Annotated in this window: 17 protein-coding genes; 5 read left to right on the top strand and 12 right to left on the bottom strand. The window is 37.4% G+C overall.

Translation table 11 applies throughout. The annotated features are described in order from the left end of the window. Positions 1 to 11: 11 nt before the first annotated feature. The gene (locus tag N0K73_RS06855; RefSeq protein WP_112251338.1) at positions 12 to 533 is read right to left on the bottom strand and encodes a GNAT family N-acetyltransferase; all 522 of its coding nucleotides are present in this window, start codon (positions 531 to 533) and stop codon (positions 12 to 14) included. A gap of 4 nt (positions 534 to 537) precedes the next feature. Next, a complete protein-coding gene (locus N0K73_RS06850) occupies positions 538 to 1,185 on the bottom strand; it encodes a phosphatase PAP2 family protein (protein ID WP_112251336.1) in 648 nt (215 codons plus the stop codon). Between the two features lie 186 nt (positions 1,186 to 1,371). Here N0K73_RS06850 and N0K73_RS06845 point away from each other — a divergent pair, with 186 nt between their 5' ends. Genes N0K73_RS06845 through N0K73_RS06835 form a run of 3 tightly spaced genes read left to right on the top strand, consistent with a single transcriptional unit; the run spans position 1,372 to position 3,689 of the window. Continuing rightward, positions 1,372 to 2,214 (top strand): sulfite exporter TauE/SafE family protein, encoded by an 843-nt coding sequence (locus tag N0K73_RS06845; protein WP_430869442.1) that lies wholly within the window; start codon positions 1,372 to 1,374, stop codon positions 2,212 to 2,214. A 1-nt stretch (position 2,215) separates the two neighbouring features. Further along, entirely contained in the window at positions 2,216 to 2,587 is a 372-nt protein-coding gene (locus tag N0K73_RS06840) for a DUF1634 domain-containing protein (RefSeq protein ID WP_112251332.1), read from the top strand. Between the two features lie 22 nt (positions 2,588 to 2,609). Then, entirely contained in the window at positions 2,610 to 3,689 is a 1,080-nt protein-coding gene (locus N0K73_RS06835) for an LCP family glycopolymer transferase (RefSeq protein WP_112251330.1), read from the top strand. A gap of 85 nt (positions 3,690 to 3,774) precedes the next feature. Here the strand turns inward: N0K73_RS06835 and N0K73_RS06830 are convergent, their stop codons facing one another. The 3 genes from N0K73_RS06830 to N0K73_RS06820 form a co-directional block, all read right to left on the bottom strand. Then, entirely contained in the window at positions 3,775 to 3,975 is a 201-nt protein-coding gene (locus N0K73_RS06830) for a cold-shock protein (protein WP_112251328.1), read from the bottom strand. A gap of 165 nt (positions 3,976 to 4,140) precedes the next feature. Next, complete coding sequence (locus N0K73_RS06825; RefSeq protein WP_057974508.1) at positions 4,141 to 4,554, bottom strand: helix-turn-helix domain-containing protein; 414 nt, start codon at positions 4,552 to 4,554, stop codon at positions 4,141 to 4,143. A gap of 54 nt (positions 4,555 to 4,608) precedes the next feature. Further along, positions 4,609 to 5,301 (bottom strand): VIT1/CCC1 transporter family protein, encoded by a 693-nt coding sequence (locus N0K73_RS06820; RefSeq protein ID WP_225416505.1) that lies wholly within the window; start codon positions 5,299 to 5,301, stop codon positions 4,609 to 4,611. Between the two features lie 217 nt (positions 5,302 to 5,518). Here N0K73_RS06820 and N0K73_RS06815 point away from each other — a divergent pair, with 217 nt between their 5' ends. Next, positions 5,519 to 6,046 (top strand): hypothetical protein, encoded by a 528-nt coding sequence (locus tag N0K73_RS06815; RefSeq protein WP_112251326.1) that lies wholly within the window; start codon positions 5,519 to 5,521, stop codon positions 6,044 to 6,046. 32 nt (positions 6,047 to 6,078) lie between these two features. Here the strand turns inward: N0K73_RS06815 and N0K73_RS06810 are convergent, their stop codons facing one another. From N0K73_RS06810 to N0K73_RS06780, 7 genes are all read right to left on the bottom strand, one after another. Then, the gene (locus N0K73_RS06810; protein WP_057974505.1) at positions 6,079 to 6,465 is read right to left on the bottom strand and encodes a DUF956 family protein; all 387 of its coding nucleotides are present in this window, start codon (positions 6,463 to 6,465) and stop codon (positions 6,079 to 6,081) included. Between the two features lie 108 nt (positions 6,466 to 6,573). After that, the gene (locus N0K73_RS06805) at positions 6,574 to 7,485 is read right to left on the bottom strand and encodes a PTS system mannose/fructose/sorbose family transporter subunit IID (protein WP_057974504.1); all 912 of its coding nucleotides are present in this window, start codon (positions 7,483 to 7,485) and stop codon (positions 6,574 to 6,576) included. A 24-nt stretch (positions 7,486 to 7,509) separates the two neighbouring features. Then, complete coding sequence (locus N0K73_RS06800; protein WP_057974503.1) at positions 7,510 to 8,313, bottom strand: PTS mannose/fructose/sorbose transporter subunit IIC; 804 nt, start codon at positions 8,311 to 8,313, stop codon at positions 7,510 to 7,512. A gap of 37 nt (positions 8,314 to 8,350) precedes the next feature. Next, entirely contained in the window at positions 8,351 to 9,334 is a 984-nt protein-coding gene (locus N0K73_RS06795) for a mannose/fructose/sorbose PTS transporter subunit IIA (protein ID WP_112251323.1), read from the bottom strand. Between the two features lie 573 nt (positions 9,335 to 9,907). Continuing rightward, positions 9,908 to 13,654: a helicase-exonuclease AddAB subunit AddA gene (gene addA, locus N0K73_RS06790; protein WP_430869436.1), complete on the bottom strand. Its 3,747-nt coding sequence runs from the start codon at positions 13,652 to 13,654 to the stop codon at positions 9,908 to 9,910. After that, positions 13,654 to 17,217 carry a PD-(D/E)XK nuclease family protein gene (locus tag N0K73_RS06785; RefSeq protein ID WP_112251319.1) on the bottom strand — a complete coding sequence of 1,188 codons (3,564 nt, stop codon included), beginning with the start codon at positions 17,215 to 17,217 and terminating at the stop codon, positions 13,654 to 13,656. The genes addA and N0K73_RS06785 overlap by 1 nt, the downstream gene beginning before the upstream one ends. A gap of 727 nt (positions 17,218 to 17,944) precedes the next feature. Next, a complete protein-coding gene (locus N0K73_RS06780; protein ID WP_057974498.1) occupies positions 17,945 to 18,913 on the bottom strand; it encodes a ribose-phosphate diphosphokinase in 969 nt (322 codons plus the stop codon). A gap of 197 nt (positions 18,914 to 19,110) precedes the next feature. Between N0K73_RS06780 and N0K73_RS06775 the strand changes: the two genes are divergently transcribed. After that, entirely contained in the window at positions 19,111 to 20,469 is a 1,359-nt protein-coding gene (locus N0K73_RS06775) for a hemolysin family protein (protein WP_112251317.1), read from the top strand. Positions 20,470 to 20,601: the final 132 nt, after the last annotated feature.

Here is a 20,601-nt window from a genome sequence, read left to right as displayed (position 1 = left end):
ATTGGTACTCATTATTTTAAATCAATCGCGTACACAAGTTCGACGACTAACTCAGCCGGACTAAAGACCGATGGAACTTCCCTTTTCTCAATAAATTGAAAGCTTGATTTTTTTAAAACCTGAATTGACGCTTCATTTTCAAGCGTTGTTACACCCATTATTCGTTTTAAAGAGCCAATTCGAACTGCTGTTAACAGTCCTTGAACTGCTTCTGTCATGATTCCTTGATTTTGAAAAGCCGGATTTAATGCATACCCTATCTCTTTAATCGTTAAACTAGGTTCCTGATCCTCATCGATGACTTCATATAAGCCAATGTTGCCAACTACCTTTCGCGTAGCTTTAAGCTCAATCGCAAAAATCCCTTGTTTTTGCAATGTTGCAATAAATAAACTGGCCTCGACCGATGAATTGACGGGAACAAAGCCCGCAGATTGACCGACATTTTCTAGCTGCGCGTATTCATAGATATCAGTTACGTCTGAAGCCCTTAGTGGGCGGACGATTAATCGACTCGTTTCATATTGATTCATCTTCTTAACCCTCGATATTAAATTTCTTTAACCATTTTAATTTTAAAGTTGGATATATCATTAACGCGATTGATGTCCAGGTCGATGCTAGTAAAACAGAACCTATTGTATCCGTTGGAAAATGGGCCCGCAAATAAACTCTTGAAACCATGATTAATATAATCCATACGACTAATAAACTATTAATCAAGATTTGTCGACTATTTTTAAATTCTAACAGCATAATACTCATGATAACTAGGCAAAATAACGCTACACCAAACGTATGACCACTTGGGAAACTAAACCCACCAATTGAGCCATGACCAACCGGCCGGGGTCTCTGAATGGTATTTTTAAGAAACGTAACAAGAAATTCGCCACTTAACATGATAACACCGACCCACACAACGGGGATTAAACCGCGTAATTGATATAAAATAGCCATTACAATAATTGAATAAAGAAAAATCATCATTGGACTACTTAACCAACTAATCATCCACATGACTTGATGCAATTGTGTCGATGGTTGCGCCCTAATTATTGCCGTTATATGGTCATCAATATCTAGAATGAATCCATTCTTAATAACAACTAACCACGTTAACTTCAAGAATAATCCACCACAGATAACCGCTAAAAAAACAAGATACTTCTTATTTTTTATCATCACTCTCCAACCCCCTAATCTCTGTCTGTTTCTTTCCCATAATTTATCATATTTTTCAATTCAATTAAAGTCAGAGAATGTAAATCTTAAAATTTCATACAGAAATTCAGTGAACGCTCAATTTTTGCTTGTTTTATGGTAAAATAAGCCATGTTTATAAATTTAGAAAAGGATTGGATATAAATAATGAATATACTACTACTTATGCTTGTTGCCGGTATTGTGGCAGGCGCACTAGGATCAATCTTAGGGTTAGGTGGCGGTATCATTGTCACTCCCGTTCTGACTTTAATGATGGGTTTAGACATTAAATATGCCATCGGAGCCAGTATTATTGCCGTTATTGCAACAAGTTCCGGCGCAACAATCGCATTTTTAAAAGATGACGTCTTAAATTTAAGAGTTGCCATGTTTTTAGAAATTGCGACAACAATCGGCGCCATTGGTGGTGCCCTTCTAACTGGTATCTTCAATACATCATTTCTTTTTATTTTATTTGGTGCTTTCTTGCTACTCTCAGTCTACAACATGCTCAAAAAAATATTTGTTGGCGAGGAAGTTCTCAAATCAGCCAACCCGGATTACTTATCAACTAAATTCAAATTAAATAGCTCTTATTATGATAAACAATTAAAAAAACAAATTGATTATCAAGTTGAAAACGTTCCGGGCGGTATGGCTATTATGTTAGGTGCGGGGGTTGCTAGTGGTCTCTTAGGTATTGGCTCAGGTATTTTTAAAGTTATGGCCATGGATACTGCAATGAAGATGCCACTAAAACCATCAAGTTCAACAAGTAACTTAATGATGGGTGTAACCGCTGCTGCAAGTGCCACCGTTTACTTTTTTAATGGTTCAATTAGGCCCGACATTGCGGTCCCACTGGCATTAGGAATTTTGGTTGGGTCATCTATTGGCTCACGCGTGATGCAATATTTACCCGCAAAAATCATTCGTCTAGTTTTTGTACCGGTCTTGCTCTACGTCAGTACTCAGATGATTTTAAAAGGATTCGGGGTGTCTATCTAGCATGAATGAAAATAATAAAACATCAGCCGAAATGGCTAAAATTGAATTAATGATTGGCAAAATTTTAAGAGCCGGGGTTTTCGTCTCTGCTACCATTATGATTATTGGCCTTGTCTTATCGTTAGTTACCGGTTCGACGGGCTATCCGGGGAACACATTTCCAACTTCGTTTACTGCTATTATTTCAGGAATTGGTGCTTTAAAACCATACGCAATCATGATGCTCGGTTTATTTTTTCTCATATTAACACCAATTCTTCGGGTTGTTGTTTCAATCTACGCCTTCTACAAAGAAAAAGATTACTTATACGTTAAAATTACCGTCATTGTTTTAGTCATTTTAATTGCTGGCTTTTTCATTGGTGGACACTAATTAATTAAAGGGGAACGTTTTCATGTCAAGTCGTCGAGAAGAATATCAAAGGGAACAAGCGTATCAAAGATTAAATGGTTCAACGCCATTACCAAAACGCGAAAAAAAAGGACATAAAAAGAAAAAAAATAAGAAACGCCGTCGTTTAATTGCATTAGTTATTTTAATCCTCGCCATCGGCGGTGGTATCTACGCCTATCAAAAGTATTCGAATGCCAAAAATGCGGCTGATAAAATTTATACGTCGACTAAAATTGCTAAGTCTCGTAACGTTTCATCCGTCTTGAATGATGGCAATCCTATTTCTATTTTACTTTTAGGTTCCGATGACGGTGCTCTAGGACGTGCTAAAACGGGTGGCCGTACGGATACTTTGATTGTTGCTACGCTTAATCCGAAAACGAGTTCAATGACTTTAGTTAGTCTACCTCGCGATGCCGAAGTTGCTATCTCGGATCATGAATCTGACTTTCCAAGCAAAATCAACTCCGCCTACGCATACGGTGGTGCCGCAACGGCCGTCAAAACGGTTGAAAAATACTTAAATGTACCAATTGATTTCTATGCGACAATTAACATGGGGGGATTAGAATCATTGGTTGATGCCGTTGGCGGTGTTGACGTCAAATCACCATTAACCTTCTCATACGGTGGTGCGAGCTTTAAAAAAGACGTTAAGAGTCATGTAAATGGTAAACAAGCATTATCGTATGCTCGTATGCGCTATGACGATCCACTCGGTGATTACGGTCGTCAAACCCGACAACGTCAAATTATCATGGCGGTTGCCTTGAAGAGTACCAATCTTCAAAATCTATTGAATCAGAAATTTTTAAATACCATGTCATCTCAACTAAAAACTGATTTAAGCTTTGATGATTTAACCGTTCTGGGAACAAATTATCGTAAATCAACTCATCATTCAAAATCGGATCATTTACAGGGAACAGGCACAATGGTCAACGGTGAGGCCTTCGAAATTGCTGATGAGGCTGAAAAGCAGCGTATCACTGATAAACTACGTGATGCACTCGATCTTGTTCACGCCGAAACGGGCAACACGTTAATGCCAAATGCCAAAATTAATACCACGCGTAAATAATATTTAAGACCGTCAACTTCATATTGACGGTCTTTTTTGTACAAAAAAACAACTCACTATAACAGCAAGTTGTTTAAGTTTTAAATTAGTCTTTGTTTACGTTAACTGCTTGAGGTCCACGGTCACTATCTTCAACGTCAAAAGTTACTTTTTGACCTTCATCTAATGTTTTAAAACCGTCGCCTTGGATAGCTGAGAAATGTACAAATACATCGCTACCATCTTCGCGAGTAATGAAACCAAAACCTTTATCTGCGTTAAACCACTTTACTGTACCTTGTTCCATGAATAAAATCCTCCTTGTGTCTAGTGACACGTTTTATTTATGACCCTCGAACCGTCCCAGTTGGTATCGTCTCCGAAAACACTCATCAACTTCATTTGGTTCGAAAAGTCACCTAAATTATATCACGTCTAATCGTAAAAATAAATTCTAAAGTAGCGCTTTTATTTAGTTATTCTCATCTTCAAGAGGCAACGCTAAATCGTCATTTTCTTCAAGACTACGTGGTTGGTATTTACCCATTAAATAGCCCTGTATCATCTGGATAACTTCATAACGATCATTACCCGACAAGTTTTTATCTCGATAGGAGAGTGTTGCCGTCCGAGCAAATAAATCTTCAAGGTCGATGACCTCGTTATTTGTTTGGCCGACTAAAAAATCAATTGAGACATGGAAGAATTCGGCCAATTTTCTAACTTCTAAATACGAAGGCGTGTTAATACCACGCTCCCAACTACCAATCTGAGGACCAGAATTTAAATTGTGCGTCGATTCTTGTGACTGATTAAGCCCAACGGCTAGTTGCGTTAATGTTAACCCACTACCTCTACGCAATGCTTTTAGTCTTTCCGGAAACATAAACAACACTCCTTTTAGTTAAGCATACCTCTTTTTCAAAAAAAGTGTCGCTTTTTAACCGAATAACCCACCAATATAATAAGTCACAATCATGGTAACTAATCCAACCACAACATTTCTAGTCATCGCGTACTTAACATTATTGTGCCCTAGTACGCCACTTATCGCCCCGGTTAGAAGCAAGGCTAAGGCGACGCCGATAACGGTCATCGAAATCATCATCCCCGCTGGCAATATTGTTATCAACAACAAAGGAACCAGTGACCCAACCACAAACGAAATCACCGATGAAATTGCGGCATGCCAAGGGTTCAGGTATTCGCCAACATCAATATTATTAACTTCTTTGCAGTAGTTTTCCAACTCATTTTGACTCATTAATTCAGAAACAACATCCACTGCAACCGTTCGTGATAGTCCTTTACCCTGATAAATACCAATTAAGCGTTCAATTTCAAATTCATGGTTTTCTTGTAATCGTTTCGCTGCTAGTTGAATAACTGACTTTTGTGTCTCTCTTTGTGCAGAAACTGACACATATTCACCACCCGCCATGGAAAAGGCGCCAGCAAACATCCCCGCAAGTCCAGCTAATACGAGATAGTATTTATCTTGACTAGCACCTGCCATTCCTAAAATGACGCCCGCAACTGAAATAATTCCATCATTAGCACCTAATACCCCGGCTCTTAAAATATTTAACTTCGTTGATAATGTCATACCAACCTTGACTACACGGCTATCCATCAAACGTCTCACTCCATTTCCAATTACTTAAGTATAAGCTAATTGAGAATAATTATCAGTTAGCTCAGCCAATTTAAGAAAAGAACATGATTGTCTTATCTTAAATAGGGTGCGACCTTTTCTCATACATCGGCGGTTGTCTCATAAGTCGAAAGAAACTGCATTTCCACCCATTATAGGATATAATTAAAACAGTTGTTCGAAAGAGGTGAATCAAATGTCTGACTCAAAAAAATATCCAATTAGTCCTTATTTTGAAATTAAAAGTAATCATCCTTGGTATATTGACGCGGAAATTGAAGAATTAATGCATTATGGTCAAAATCTTAAAACTGTCTTACAGTCAATCACCAAAAATGAAAATATTAATAAGGGCTGGCGCGATGAAGATTTAGAAACCAACGTCCAGTTACTGCTCCTTATTGACTACGAAGAACTTGAAGTTTGGAAATACCCTGTTGATTTGTCATTTGGTAAGCTGTCTTTAAAAGAAGATGTCATTTCATTCAATAAAAATAGTCGGATCGCGCTTTATTTTGAAGACGATCAAGCCGTTATGCGTAAACTGGGGTACTTACCAAAAGAAGATACACTTCAGGCACACAATATTATGGCTGAATTACCTAACTATAAAATTGCTACCTATTTAACGGGTGGTCCTTATAAGAAGCTCACATTTGAAGATAACGAACTTGAAATAGATAACGGTTTTGAAGAATTCCGGTTAAATATTTTAATCTACTAAAAAAAGCATTCTCGATGAGAATGCTTTTTTTGTTATTTATTTTTACTTATTTTTCCGATAATTGACTTGGCCGAACGTTTTAATACATCACCCATACCAAGCGCCTGAACCATATTTGCTGGATCAACATAGTTCCGAATAGTACGTAGCACTAGCTTTGGCTTTTTAGAAGCGAATGTGAATGTCCCATTTTTTTTCGTTTTAATTGCATAACGCGGAATCCAATGGCCTTTAAACATCACCGATGCAACTACTTGTTGAACTTCATCCCATGGAATTTGGATAAACTTACGAGCGTCAGATTGATTATAAAATTCAAACCCTTTATCACCAATCATTATCGTCCCGTAGTCTGCTAATCCCGTAAAGGCGGTTGCATCTATTGTTAAATCTATTTTTGTATTCATTGATTGAACCATGCTGTTTGGACTCCATTTTCTGTTTTGACGTAGCTTAATTATACCGTTATTTACCCTAATAAACTATAAAAAAAAACTCGGGATATTTCCCCGAGTTCAATTTTAATTTTATAGGATGTGAAGAACGTGAGCACCGATACCAACTACGAATAAACCTAGAATGATAACAATTGGTGAAACTTTCTTCTTCAATAACCACATACATAAGAATGTAAGTAATAACCCAGCTAAACCTGGAATTAATTGATCCAAGTTTTGTTGCAATGTTGTTACTTTATCTGGTGTTAGTGATAAACCTGATGCTTGGTCTTGCAAGGCTTGTTGAACCCCTGCAGAACCTTTAGGCATATTAGTCCAGTCAATGAAAGCACCTTTAGCTAATTTAACCGTTGAAACAACCGGCGTAAATTTAATTGAAACCCAACGTTCAACCAAGGCCGCAAGTACGAACATACCTAGAATCGAAGCACCTTTAGTAATATCTTTTAACAAACCACCTGAAAGATCTTCTGTGATTTTAGAACCGGCTTTGTAACCAAATTCTTGTGTATACCACATGAAGCCCATACGGATGATATTCCAAGCAACGAAGAAGATGATTGGTCCAAGAATATTACCACCGATAGCCAATGAGGCACCTAAAGCACCCAACATAGGACGGACAGTAAACCAGAAGACGGGATCGCCGACACCGGCTAAAGGACCCATCATACCAACTTTAACACCTTGAATTGCAACATCGTCGATATCAGCACCATTAGCACGTTCTTCTTCAAGTGCTAATGTAACACCAAGGATTGGTGATGCAAGATAAGGATGAGTATTGAAGAATTCCATGTGTCGTTTCATTGCTGCCGCACGGTCTTCTTTAGTTTTGTATAATTTTTTAATTGCTGGAATCATTGAGAATGTCCAACCACCATTTTGCATACGTTCGTAGTTCCATGAACCTTGAATGAACGTTGAACGCCATGCTACGGCTAATCGATCTTTTTTAGTTAATTCAATTTTATCTGCCATAATATTTTTCCTCCCTCTTCCAGTCTAATAGTCGTTTAGAATTTCGCCAAGTGGATCACCGGTATTATTGCCACCGCCACCATTTGATGAACCACCCATTTTTTCGAGGTTCAAGTAAATAAGAGCAAGGGCAACACCGATAGCACCAATAGCGATCAATGTTAATTGCGTAATAGCTGCGACTACGAAACCAAGAACGAAGAATGGCCATACTTCTTTTGTAGCCATCATGTTAATAACAAGTGCATAACCAACGGCAACCACTAATCCACCACCAATAGCCATACCATCTGTTAACCAAGCAGGCATTGAGTTCAAGAATCCGGCAACAGTTTTTGCTGGAATGAAGAGAAGTGCTGCTGCAGGGATAGCAATACGGATACCTTGCATACAGATAGCAAGAATATGCCATACTTCTAATTTACGGATATTACCTTGTTCTGCTGCGGCATCCATTGCATGAACAATAGGAACAGCAAGTGTACGAACAACCATTGTTAAGAATAATCCGGCAACGGCAAGGGGAACGGCAACAGCGATAGCTGCGGGAACACCTTTAACACCTTGTCCACCTAATACTAAAATAATTGCTGATGCAACTGAAGCAAGTGCAGCATCGGGAGAAACAGCAGCCCCGATATTTGCCCAACCAAGTGCGATCATTTGTAATGTACCACCAAGAACGATTCCGGCGGTGAAATTACCAGTTACTAAACCGATTAAGGTACATGCCACTAGTGGTTGATGGAATTCGAATTCATCCAAAATTCCTTCAATACCAGCTAGAAAGGCAACTAATACTACTAAAATCATTGATATAGCTGACATAATAAGCCTCCTAAATTAATTTCCTTTTATTTGTTGTTTAAGCCTTAGCTAATTCTGCTTTAGCTTTTTTGAGAATGTTAGCCATGTTATCCTTTGAATCATTAGGTACTTTACGGACATCAAATGTAACGCCCTTGTCTTCTAATTTTTCAAAAGTATCAACATCTTCTTGTCCCATTGATAATACGTTGTTAACAACGACTTTACCAACTGAATGAGCCATTGAACCAAGATTAATTTCACTAAAGTTCATACCGCCATTCATTGCTGTTAAAACATCTTCTGGGCTTTCAAAGAGTAATAATGCTTTCATTCCACCAAAACGAGGGTCTTTTGAGACTTCAATCATCTTAGCAATTGGCACAACATGTGCAACAATACCAGGTGGTGAAGCTTGCTCGATTAAGTTTTTACGAAGCGCATCTTTGGCAACATTATCAGAAACAACAATGATACGATCGGGTTTAACTGATTTAGACCAAGCTGTAGCAACTTGTCCATGCAATAAACGAGAATCGATACGTGTTAAAACGTAATCAATTTTACCATCACCGATGACAGTTCCTTCAGGAATTGAACCAGTAGGTTTGTTTGTTGCAACAACAGCTGTTTCTTTTGGTGCCAAATCTTCTGGTTTGATCTTAACGCCGCCTTTTGCTTCACCTAAGATACTTGCAGCAATTTCTTGTGCAGAATCCATTGATAAGCGTGCTGCGTAAGCTTCAATTAACATTGGCAAGTTTAAACCTGTAACGATTGCCCATTTGTCTTTGTGGGCTTCAAACAAACCGTTTGCTTGATTAAATGGTGATCCACCCCATAAATCAACTAAGAACAAGACTTCATCGTCGTCATCAAAAGTAGCAATTGCTGCTTCAAGATGAGCTTTCAAATCGTCAGGGCCTTCATTTGGCATGAAAGTTACAGCTTGAACTTTTTCTTGTTCACCAAAAATCATTGAACCGGATTGCATAATGCCTTCGGAAAATTTACCGTGACTTGCAATTACAATTCCAACCATTTTAAAACCTCCTAAATGTTTATTAGATTACTGTAAGAACTCAGGAAAAACGCTTACATTTATAATATAAAAGTACACACAAATTTATTTCAAAAGCAATTCAAGCATCCGCCTTTGTTCCTAAGCAATCTAATTTAATTTTAAAATGTTATAAAAACCTTAAAAATAATATCGTTTCCATAACGTCTATGTTGTTTAGTATAGCACAACGATTACGAATTACTATTAAAAAAGCGCAATTGTATGCGGTTACAATCATACCATTTAAACGTATGGATATTAGTTATCCACCCGCATAATGGGTTTTTTAACGTTTACATGACTTGTTTCATTCAAAAAAAACCTATCTATACCAATTTGTAAAAAAGTTTTTTAAAATCATGATAATTCCTTGCTTTTCTATAAAATGGCACCGAAATTGCGTTAACCATTTTCGTTAGGTCTTCCCTCAAAAAAATGAAATCAGCAAAGAACCGCCCACCAATAAAATAAGTGGACGGTTCTTATTATCTTAAACTATCAATAAACGCGATTTGTTCAACCGATATTTTCTTGCTGTATACCTTTATATCCCTAAACCTCAACTACTCGATTAGCAGCCAACAGATATAGATATTTATGTGCAACTTTTAACCCCGTCATATTTGCTAGTGCTTCGCCATAAAGATTCAATTGACCTCGATAACGAGCCGTTAATTTTTCAATCTCTTCTATAGTATTGTCTTTAGAAACTTTATCCGTCTTGTAATCAAATAAAATCAATTCATTATCCTTAATGAAGTACCCATCAATAATCCCATGGATGAGAACTTTTTCATCAGGAGACTCAACGTTTTGGAAGAGTTCGCTGGCCGGTAATAACATTGAGAAAGGTGCTTCACGCTGTACGGTGTTCCCAGCCAATACAACTTCCTTCCCTAGATCAGACTGAAAGAAATTAGCGATATGTTGCTCGTTAATTAATACCGCCACCTCTTGAGTTAAAACCTTGGCTGAGACTAAGCGTTTAATTTCAGTTTGAATTCCTACTAAGGTAACCTCAGTGGTTAAATCTAGTTCTTGTAGAACCAAATGTGTTGCACTACCAATATCACTTCCGGTTGGTGCGGTCACGCCCTGCATAAATTTCGGCACAGCGAGTTCACTTGTCACATAGCGATTGCCTTGACCTGCTATGCTCAATTGATTCATTTCACGATTAGTTGGATCATCGAATAATCGTTTCACTTCTGATACTGCCTGATAGGCTGTTGTTTTTGTCAAATTATCAAATGGATATTGGAAATTTAACACTTTGTCAATTTGGTCAACATCAATAGTACCAAAAGTTTCCGGCATGCCATCAGTCGTTGCCTCTAACCAATCTATTTGCGTGACTTCTTCTTCGGAAACACTTAATTGTTGTAAATCCTTTTTTTGATAGAAGCTGACACTAAATTGCGTTTTTACAGCATTTTCATCAAGTAGTTGTGGTACCACTGGTGGATCTAACAACAGTGATTTATCAAACTGCGGATGACGGACTAACGCCATACCAATCCAGTCCATGAAATTTTTAATGCCACTTCGAGCTGGCGCGTTTAAAACAAGTTGTTGACTCTGGAACGCTTTTTGCCAACGTTTAATTGCCGTTTCTCTATTTGCGTAAGCACCAACAATAAATAACCGTTGTTCAGCACGTGTTAAAGCAACATACAACAAGCGCATTTCTTCCGCCTCAGATTTCTCGATAACGGCCGATTTCACAATTGATTTTTGCAGTGTATCCATTGCTGTCCGATTCTCAGGGTTCAAATAAGTAATACCAATTCCGGCTTTATCATCGATTAAATAAGGCATCCGCATCCCCATTTGATTGAATTGATGTGTCGCATCGACAAGGAAGACCATTGGAAATTCAAGTCCCTTACTCCCATGAATGGTCATTACTGACACCGCATTTTCTACATTTTGAACAGGTGCTTCTGCTAAATCTTTATCCCGTTCTTGCATTTTTTCAATAAACCGAACAAATTGGAATAGCCCCTTAAAACTACTATTCTCATAAGCATGTGCGCGATTATATAAGGCATGTAGATTGGCTTGTCTTTGACTTCCCGCGGGCATCCCACCAACATAATCAAGAAAACCCGTTTCTTGGTATATCTGCCAAATTAGCGTTGCTATCTGATTTTCATGCGCAATCTCACGAAATCCTGAAAGTTGCGTCAGGAATCGATCAATTTTTTGATAAAGATTTTTAGCAAATCCACTTTCTTTAAAGGTATCAAAATTTTGATAGAAAGTTAGTACTGCTTGATAATAATCATCCGTCCGATTACCAATTCGTAAATAGGCCAGCTCATTTTCATCTAGCCCTACGATAGGTGACCGCAACACACTAACTAACGGAATATCTTGATACGGATTATCAATAATCCGCAATAACGACATCATAATACGAATTTCAGTGGTTTGAAAATAACTTTCCGCATCGTTAACAACAACTGGAATCCCCATTTTTTTAAACATATCAATAATCACTAAATTATTCTTACGTGTTGGTACCAATAACGCTATATCACGGTACGCCACTGGTCGTTTTTCTGAAGTCTCACGGTCAAATATCTCCGTTTTAGTCGTCATTAGTTCTTGAATACGCTGGCCTATTAAAGCAACCTGCCCTTCTGACTTCCCGTCAATCTCAAATTGTTCATTTGTTGCTTCAATTGGTTCATCCGGATTTTCAAAAGTTTCGGGTTCATCTGATTCATAAATTAACACCTCAGCATTTTGCTCAACATCAGGGTAATACGTTGCTCCAAATACGAGTTTAGCATCAGTATCATAAGCCATTTGACCGACTTTATTATCCATGATTTGGGTAAAAATTAAGTTAGTAAAAGCCGTTACATTCTCCACGGAACGAAAGTTTTCAGCTAAAATAATTCGGTTACCCTGACTGTCATCTTCCTTATAAGCTTTATCCTTACTTAAAAATAGACCAGGGTCCGCCAGTCTGAAACCGTAAATCGACTGTTTCACATCCCCCACCATAAACATATTACCAGGGTTTTTCGTAGTAATTCGCGTTAAAATGGCTTCCTGAAGTTGATTTGTATCCTGATATTCGTCAACCAAAACTTCATTATATTTTGCTTGAAGTGCCGTTCGCGTCTGAACAGACGTTTCAGAATCTCGCGTCAAAATATCCAATGCTAGATGTTCTAAATCATTAAAATCAAGCATATGCCGTTGACGTTTCTCCTTAGTAAACGCATCACTAAACAAGCCAATCACGTCGACTAATTTTTCAATCAGCTTTTTAGACTCCGCCATAATTTCTAAAGTTTCTGTTTCATTTAAATTAAAGAAGCGCTCAGTTAGATTAGTTAATCGTTTTTTAATACCGTCTTTTAAGTCTTTAATCTGATCCTTAGCTGCAGCTTGGTCTGCTTCCAAGTTCTTCGCCGGCACGCTTGGGGCACGTTTCAACTTATAACCACGAATATTATCGTGAATTTGATTCCAAGGCGCATCATCGTCAACTGATTGAACAATAGCCACTAAGAGCTGGATTTCTTCCTCGGTGACCACCTGATGTTTGGTTAAACTAAAGTGAACGGATAAGTCTAACGCCGTTTTCAAGTCGGCTTGAATTTGGGTTAAATCGGCCTGAATTAACGGCTTAATTGTCGTTTGGTAGTATGAGCTACCAACCAGGTCATCTCCCACATCATAAGTTGCCGCTAAACTGGCTAACCATTCTGCGGGGTTTGGTTTTGAACTCGCAAATGTAAATAAACTAAAAACAAGTTCTGATAACCCATCATCATTGCGATCGTTTGAAAAATTTTGTGTTAGTCGTTCAAATACTGCGTCATCCGTAGTATATAATGACTCACGCAAATCCTCCCAAACACTTTCTCTTAATAAGGCTGCTTCAGTTACATCCGTTAACATTCTGAAGACGGGATCCAAATCAATCACGTAATAATAACGTTTAATTAATTGCAGACAGAAGGCATCAAAGGTGCTGATATTAGCGACCGGTAGGCGCATCAATTGGTCAACTAAATGTTGTTTATCTTCACGATTATCTGTTTCATTGATTGCTTTTTGTAGCGCAACTTGAATTCGTTGACGCATTTCTTTAGCAGCGGCTTCCGTAAAAGTCACAACTAATAAATCATCAATATTCGTTTTTGCCAAGATTTTTTTAATGACACGTTCGACTAAAACACGTGTCTTACCTGAACCGGCAGAGGCCGATACCAGAATATCGGTCCCACTCTCGTCGATGGCACGTTGTTGACTTGGCGTAAATGTAAACTTACTCATTATTCATCGTCCTCCCCGTCCGTCAGGCGTCGCTCTATTTCTTCCCAACTCAATTTACTAATTTCATGGTAATTATTTTCAGGTAACATCGCATCAAATTGAAAGATAGATTTATATGGTGAATATTGTAATGCTGTTTTTTTGGCGTTCCAACGTGCAGGACTTAGGTTCGTTGACCCTGAAAAAATATCGGTTGCCGCATCCGTTATTAATTGTTTATTATGTCCCAACAATAAATTCAAATCAGTTTGTGTGATTAATTTTTTTGATAATGAAGACGGCGACGTGAAACCTTTTTTCGTTTTTCTAAACGGATAGATTAATGAATAGCCTAGTGATTCGTCTTCAAAATCAGTATCTAAATTACTCAATAATTGATTATCTTCAAGTAATAAACCGTCCATTTGGTTAGCTTTCAATAACGTTTTTTCAAACCCTTTTGCCTGAACATCTGCCATCTTCAACTTAGGATTTTGTAAATGCATATAAACGGCACCAGCGGCGGCTGTTTCCAATCCCGTGTCCGGCGCAATAGCATCCGCATTTTCAATTAGAGCTTGTAAGTAGGTTAGCATCTGCATCGATAACCCATAATAAGCATCACTAAAATCAAATTTTCGAATACCCGATTTGTAATCGACGATTCCAAGATACTGTTTTGACTCGCCCTTCATATAATCAATCCGGTCAATTTTACCGCGGACATTCACTGAACGACCTTTGGGCAAAGCGTAAGTTAAAGCCTTCAATCCGGATTCAGCACCAACATGTCCAAACAAGACTTCTGTTTTCAGTGGTTTCATTTTTGTTTGTTGACCTTGTTGCCACATAGCGTGCGTTACTTGTTTCAATAGTAAACTAAGTTGCTTAGCAATATAGCCCATTCGACTGGAACTCCCCAGAATTTGAAATTGTGGTAGGTCGCGCATGTCTTTTAAAATGGCATTTAAATAATCATCTAATTGTTCTTTAGTAACGTTGGCATAAACTTGATTATTATCAGCGACTGCCTTCATCAACTCGTCCAAACCCATATGGAAAAACTCTCCTGTACTTGCTGGCGATAATTCAAAGACGTCACGTTCCTTCAATTTTAATCCATACTGTAAAAAGTACTCAAAAGGATTACGGTAGAATGTTTCCAATTTTGAAATTGAAGTATCTAGTCGTGTGCCATACAAGTCAGTTATGATCTCTTGAGTTAACTTAACTGGGACATTTTTATAGTCTAAACTGCCCAACAGTTGTTTCGTTAATGACCCGATTTCAGAATCAGTCATCAATTGACGCAAAAGATACAACCAAGAGTCTGGCATTGGCGATAACATTGTTTTCGCCAATCGACTAGCAACGACTAATGACGATAACGTGCTCCGCTTCGTCCCCACAAAATCTAACGCCGATTGTTCCGTCAGTTCCGGATTAGCAGCCAATTGTTGTGTTGGTAAATTAAAATGTTCTTTAATCATCATTAAATAAGGCGACGGATTTAAATTTTTTTCGCCGTCGTTTCCGCTAGGATATGAAAAAATAAGTTGTTCACGTGGTCCTAGAAAAGCAAGGTAATTTAAGAAGGGTTCAGCCGCCATTTGGCTAATTGCCGAGTCTGATAAATATTGTTCGGCGGTTAGTTCTCCGGCCATTTGTACTCGATCATCATCTGTTAATAATTGTGTCTGACTAACTTGTTCCGGCATCACCATATCTGTCGAGCCAATCATAAACGTAATCTTACGATTGTTCATTTGAACCATCCCTGATTCAGAAATAACCACTTGATCCAAAGTCGATGGCACTTGTGAGTAACTTGCGCCTTCAAATCCAGCCTGAATTAATGCCATAAAATCATCCGCATTAAACGTCTGCTTTCCTAATGTTTCAACGTATTCATCTAACATACCGACAAACGTTTGCCATGTTTGTTCGGGTTCTTCTGATCGAGCAATATTACCAGCAGCCAAATAACGATCACGCCAACTTAACAAGCGTTTCGTTACTCCGTTTTCAACTAGGAATTGGTAAACAAGTTTTGCGCCTGCTTCACCGGTTGTTGCTTGATCTAGTTGTTCAAAGAAAGGTGGCAAAATTGCTTGAACAAAATGTCTAATCTGATTAATTTGAGTTGTAATTGCTTGGTCTTTATCCGTCTGTTGCTCATCGGCATCCGTAAAATCGAAGCGGTAGAAAGTCCAGTCATCTTTACGTAGCCATTGAGAACCAGAAAAACCGTACTTCAAAACCATATTTTCCGTTAAATCAACGGCACTCCGATAGCGTTCAATTGGCATTTCAACCGCATCAACTCGTGGAATCAACAACTCCGTTTTTAATAATCGCATCATTGCACCATATTGGTAATGTTTCGCTTTTACTTCAAATAGGGCTGCTAGTAACTCAACTAACGGATGGTCAGCCATCGCATGCTGTAAGTCATTAAAATAAGGAATTTGGAATTCGTTAAAAACGGGTGGAATTACCGTCTCATAGCTGTCTAAATGACGAGTTAAAATCATAAAGTCTCGGTAACGGTAGCCTTTAGTTGCTACTAACTGCCTAATTTTTGTAGCTACTTGTCGGATTTCGATATATCGACTATCTGCTTCAAATACTTGAATAGAATCCGAATGAACCAATGATTCTGATTGCGTTCTAACTAATCGTCTCGAAGCAATCCAAAAATCTTCTAAAAGTGATAAATCAGGATTTTGATTTTCCTTTAGTTGAGCATAGCTATCAGTCAAGACTGGAATTTGAATTTGATGTGCTTTTCCAACTAAATCAGCATATAAACGACTCGATTTATAAAATAAATCCGTTTTTTCAGCAACCTTATTTGCGTGACCTTGGTCTAAAACTAACCCTATTGTGACTTGCTTGGCCCCTTTGATTAGAGCTGTCACAAGTTCTTGTTCTTGCGCCGTGAATTGTGAAAAATGGTCAATGTAAAAATAACTTGTTCGTAAACCGTCTTCTGTGAAATAACGACTTAATTCCGCTAATAAATCATTATTTTCAATATAACGATCAGCCATTGCGGCATCAAAAGCGCGATAAATAATTTGTAAATCATGCAATTTGGCACCTAAATCACCAGTTGTTGGAAAAGTTCCAGCAATTCGCGTCAAATCATCAACCGTAACACAACCGACTTTCAGTTCTTTTAACTGACTAACCAGTTGTGAAATAAATCCCGTCTGCGTTTTTTCGCCTCTAAAAATTGTTAAGTCATCTTCATGTTCAGAAATCAACTGATAGACCAACATGTTTAATCCAGATTGAGACAAACGTGGAATCTGATAATAAGGTGTATTTTTCAAAAAGAACCAAGCTAATCGCGTGAACGACAATACTTGGACATTTGATTGTGCAAAAAGATTCTGTTCAGTCAGTTTTTCTTGTCCTAATGCTTCAAGAATACTAACTTCCGCTTCAAACTTAATATGATTTGGAACCAGATAAAAAAACTGACCCGATGGATCCATTTTTTGTGACTCTTTTAATTGTCCAACAAGGCTTGCCTGATGGTCTGTACTTGCTTTTCCTAACACAAATTTCAAACTCAATTTTACCGCCCCTTTTCATGCTACTGAATCATTCTTATTATCTATTAATATATCATATTACTATTTCTCATTTTGTCTCCCTTATATCATCCTCACTGCCTAACTAATATATGCCCACTACATGCCCAATATATATATAAAATAGAACTAATATGATCTTAAATAACATTGGGAGAAAAACGAATATCATTAGTAGATCATAAGGCAATCGACGTGTTTTCATCTGTTTAAATGACAGGTAAAATAAAACAAATATGCAAATTATAATGAGAAAATAGATGAAATTGTAATCATTTAAAGTATCACGATATGAGTCTACAGAGATTAAAGATAATTCAATTAAAGAAATTAAAAATACATAAAATTTAGTGTTTCCCTCTACTTGTGCCTGAAATTGTAATTTTAAACAAACTAAAAAATCAATTAATAAAAAAACTTGTATAGAAAACAGACCAATTATGCCTAAATGATACGGAAATAATTGAAGCATTAAAAAGAGAAACAACAAAGTATTAATAACTAACAAAAAAATAGGAACAATTGATTGCAATTTTTTAGACATAAAAGAACCTCCAGTAGTTATTATGCAAAACAAGTATACCATTAAAAATTTTTAAAATTTGTTTGGATAGGACTTATCATTTCAGCTAATAACCATTAGCAAAACCCAAAATAAAAAGCCGCCAGTAAACTCACAAAAAGTGATTTACCAACGGCCTCTTTTAATTTAATTTTTTTCTGTGAATAATTTATCAACTGAACGGTTTTTATGAATCAAATCAATGGCTTGGCCAAAGAGATCTGCAACTGATAAACGAACTAATTTGTCTAATTTATCAGCTTCTGGCACGACAATACTATCAGTTACAATAACTTGTTTAATGTTGTCATCAGATAAGGCTTCAATTGCGCCTTCCGACATAACAGCATGTGTTGCACAAGCATAAATATCTGTTGCACCAGCAGCTTTAAGTGCGCGTGCTGCATCAGTCATCATCGTTCCCGTATCAATCATATCGTCAATGACGATACAACGACGGCCTTTAACATCACCAATAATTGACGTTTCTGCACTATTATCGGCAAAGTCAGAGCCACGTTTATCAACGATAGCAATCTGAGCTTTAAGTTTTTCGGCCATATTACGGGCACCTTTAACGCTGTTATGATCAGGTGAAACGACCACAACATCATCTGTAATCCCATTTTCAATGAAGTATTTAGCTTGGATTTCTAATGAAACTAAATGGTCCACTGGGATATTGAAGAAACCTTGCAATTGCGCCGCATGTAGATCCAACGTAATCACGCGAGATACGCCGGCTAATTGAATAAAGTTTGCAACAAGTTTGGCTGTAATTGGTTCACGTGAACGTGCCTTGCGATCTGAACGTGCGTACCCATAATAAGGCATTACAACGTTAATAGTACCAGCACTTGCACGACGCAATGCATCAACCATAATTAAAAGTTCCATTAAATTTTCATTTACTGGATTTGAAATTGATTGAATAATATAAATATCCGCGCCACGAATACTTTCATCGATATTAATTTGAATCTCGCCATCACTAAAGTGTTTCACGGATGCTGTAGAAAGGGTTGTATTTAAAACGTTAGCAACCTTCTCTGCTAACTCAACGTTAGAATTAAGTGCAAATAATTTTAATTGACCTTTTGCGTATTGACCCGACATGATAGCCTCCGTTATTCTTCTATATTTTTTCTTTATCCTCCTATTATAATGAATTTATGTGTAAATTACTATCCTCTGCGTAAAAAGTTTGCGATTATCTGAATAGTTCCCTTGGAGTAAACGACATTAAGCGTATTTAATGGTAAAATAGAGAGGTACGAATTTAAAATATGAATTAATTATGGGGGACACAAAAATTGTCTAGTAGTACAGTTATCGTCAATTTGATTGTCATCTTGGTGACATTATTTGCCGCAGCATTCTTTGTTGCCGCAGAATTTGCACTCGTTCAAGCACGTCCTAGTGCCATCGAGGCCGATATGGAAGCGGGTATCGGTAATCGTAAGAAACAAGAAAGAGCATTAAAAATGCTGGCTCATCTGAATGAATACCTATCAACAACCCAAGTTGGGGTCAGTGTTGCCGGGATTATTCTTGGTTGGGTCGGTGAAAAAACCATTGAGTTCTTGTTAGTGGATGTCCTCAAATGGTTCCATTTCGCGTCTGAATCAGGATTAAACATCATCGGTGCAATTATCGGTGTGCTAATATTGACCTACGTTGAAGTGGTTTATACGGAAATCGTGCCTAAAAACTTAAGTATCGATATGCCCGTCCAAGTTCTAATGGTTGTCTTAACACCATTACGTTACTTCCATCTTGCATTCTATCCATTGGTTTGGTTGCTGAACAACTCAGCAACACGCGTAGCCAGAATGCTTGGTATCACACCAACCGATGAAAATAGTGAGATTTTCACCCAAAAAGAAATTCTAGCCTTATCACAAAATGCCGTTTCAGGTGGTGAACTTGATCGTGATGATTATGTTTACATGCAACGCGCATTTGATTTGAATGATAAGATTGCCAAAGATATTATGGTTGATCGAACAAGTCTTTACGTGGTTGATATTACAGATACCATTCACGATGTTATTAAAGATTACTTACATCAAGGATATAGCCGTTTCCCAGTCGTTGCTAACAATGATAAAGATAAAATACTCGGCTATGTTTATATCTATGATTTAGTCAGACAAGCTGAAATCGACGATACCATTTTAGTTAGTAAAATGCTCAGATCAATCATTACTGTCCCAGAAACAACACCAATTAGAACGCTGTTAAGCCAAATGATTAGTAAACAAACACCAATCGTAGTGGTTTCGGATGAATATGGTGGTACAAGTGGGATTGTAACCGATAAAGATATTTACGAAGAATTATTTGGAACAGTTAAAGATGAAATTGATGACGTTTCAAGTGAATACATCGTCAAAAATGATGATGGCACCTACAATGTCAGTGGTAAAACAACTTTATATGATTTTGAACGCTTCTTTAAAATTAAAAATAAAGAAATGAATGATTCAGAGAGCGTTACCTTAGCCGGTTTCATTCTTGAAAATCATAAAGTTCGATTAAATGAAGTTATTCGCTTCGATGCTTTCGATTTTAAAATCATTGAATTCAAACGTAACTATATCGATTGGTTTCAAGTGAGTTACTCATCAAAACAACCAGAAACAACTGGAGAAGAAAAAATTTCAGAATAAACCCATTAACTGGTTAAAGCAACAAAAATAACCCTTAATATCGGACTAAAATCCAATACTAAGGGTTATTTTTTTGACTCAAATTCAATCATTAATCAAAAGCAATGCTGATAAATAAATCAATTCAAGCTA

The sequence above is a fragment of the Dellaglioa algida genome (genome assembly GCF_030127605.1).
GTDB lineage: Bacteria > Bacillota > Bacilli > Lactobacillales > Lactobacillaceae > Dellaglioa > Dellaglioa algida.
This window is presented reverse-complemented; position numbering and strand designations above follow the sequence as displayed.

What these genes read in the sequence shown, in the direction of transcription:
- N0K73_RS06855 (WP_112251338.1), bottom strand. Translation starts at nt 533, where the DNA reads ATGAATCAATATGAAACGAGTCGATTAATCGTCCGCCCACTAAGGGCT.
- N0K73_RS06850 (WP_112251336.1), bottom strand. Translation starts at nt 1,185, where the DNA reads ATGATAAAAAATAAGAAGTATCTTGTTTTTTTAGCGGTTATCTGTGGT.
- N0K73_RS06845 (WP_430869442.1), top strand. Translation starts at nt 1,372, where the DNA reads ATGAATATACTACTACTTATGCTTGTTGCCGGTATTGTGGCAGGCGCA.
- N0K73_RS06840 (WP_112251332.1), top strand. Translation starts at nt 2,216, where the DNA reads ATGAATGAAAATAATAAAACATCAGCCGAAATGGCTAAAATTGAATTA.
- N0K73_RS06835 (WP_112251330.1), top strand. Translation starts at nt 2,610, where the DNA reads ATGTCAAGTCGTCGAGAAGAATATCAAAGGGAACAAGCGTATCAAAGA.
- N0K73_RS06830 (WP_112251328.1), bottom strand. Translation starts at nt 3,975, where the DNA reads ATGGAACAAGGTACAGTAAAGTGGTTTAACGCAGATAAAGGTTTTGGT.
- N0K73_RS06825 (WP_057974508.1), bottom strand. Translation starts at nt 4,554, where the DNA reads ATGTTTCCGGAAAGACTAAAAGCATTGCGTAGAGGTAGTGGGTTAACA.
- N0K73_RS06820 (WP_225416505.1), bottom strand. Translation starts at nt 5,301, where the DNA reads ATGGATAGCCGTGTAGTCAAGGTTGGTATGACATTATCAACGAAGTTA.
- N0K73_RS06815 (WP_112251326.1), top strand. Translation starts at nt 5,519, where the DNA reads ATGTCTGACTCAAAAAAATATCCAATTAGTCCTTATTTTGAAATTAAA.
- N0K73_RS06810 (WP_057974505.1), bottom strand. Translation starts at nt 6,465, where the DNA reads ATGGTTCAATCAATGAATACAAAAATAGATTTAACAATAGATGCAACC.
- N0K73_RS06805 (WP_057974504.1), bottom strand. Translation starts at nt 7,485, where the DNA reads ATGGCAGATAAAATTGAATTAACTAAAAAAGATCGATTAGCCGTAGCA.
- N0K73_RS06800 (WP_057974503.1), bottom strand. Translation starts at nt 8,313, where the DNA reads ATGTCAGCTATATCAATGATTTTAGTAGTATTAGTTGCCTTTCTAGCT.
- N0K73_RS06795 (WP_112251323.1), bottom strand. Translation starts at nt 9,334, where the DNA reads ATGGTTGGAATTGTAATTGCAAGTCACGGTAAATTTTCCGAAGGCATT.
- addA (WP_430869436.1), bottom strand. Translation starts at nt 13,654, where the DNA reads ATGAGTAAGTTTACATTTACGCCAAGTCAACAACGTGCCATCGACGAG.
- N0K73_RS06780 (WP_057974498.1), bottom strand. Translation starts at nt 18,913, where the DNA reads ATGTCGGGTCAATACGCAAAAGGTCAATTAAAATTATTTGCACTTAAT.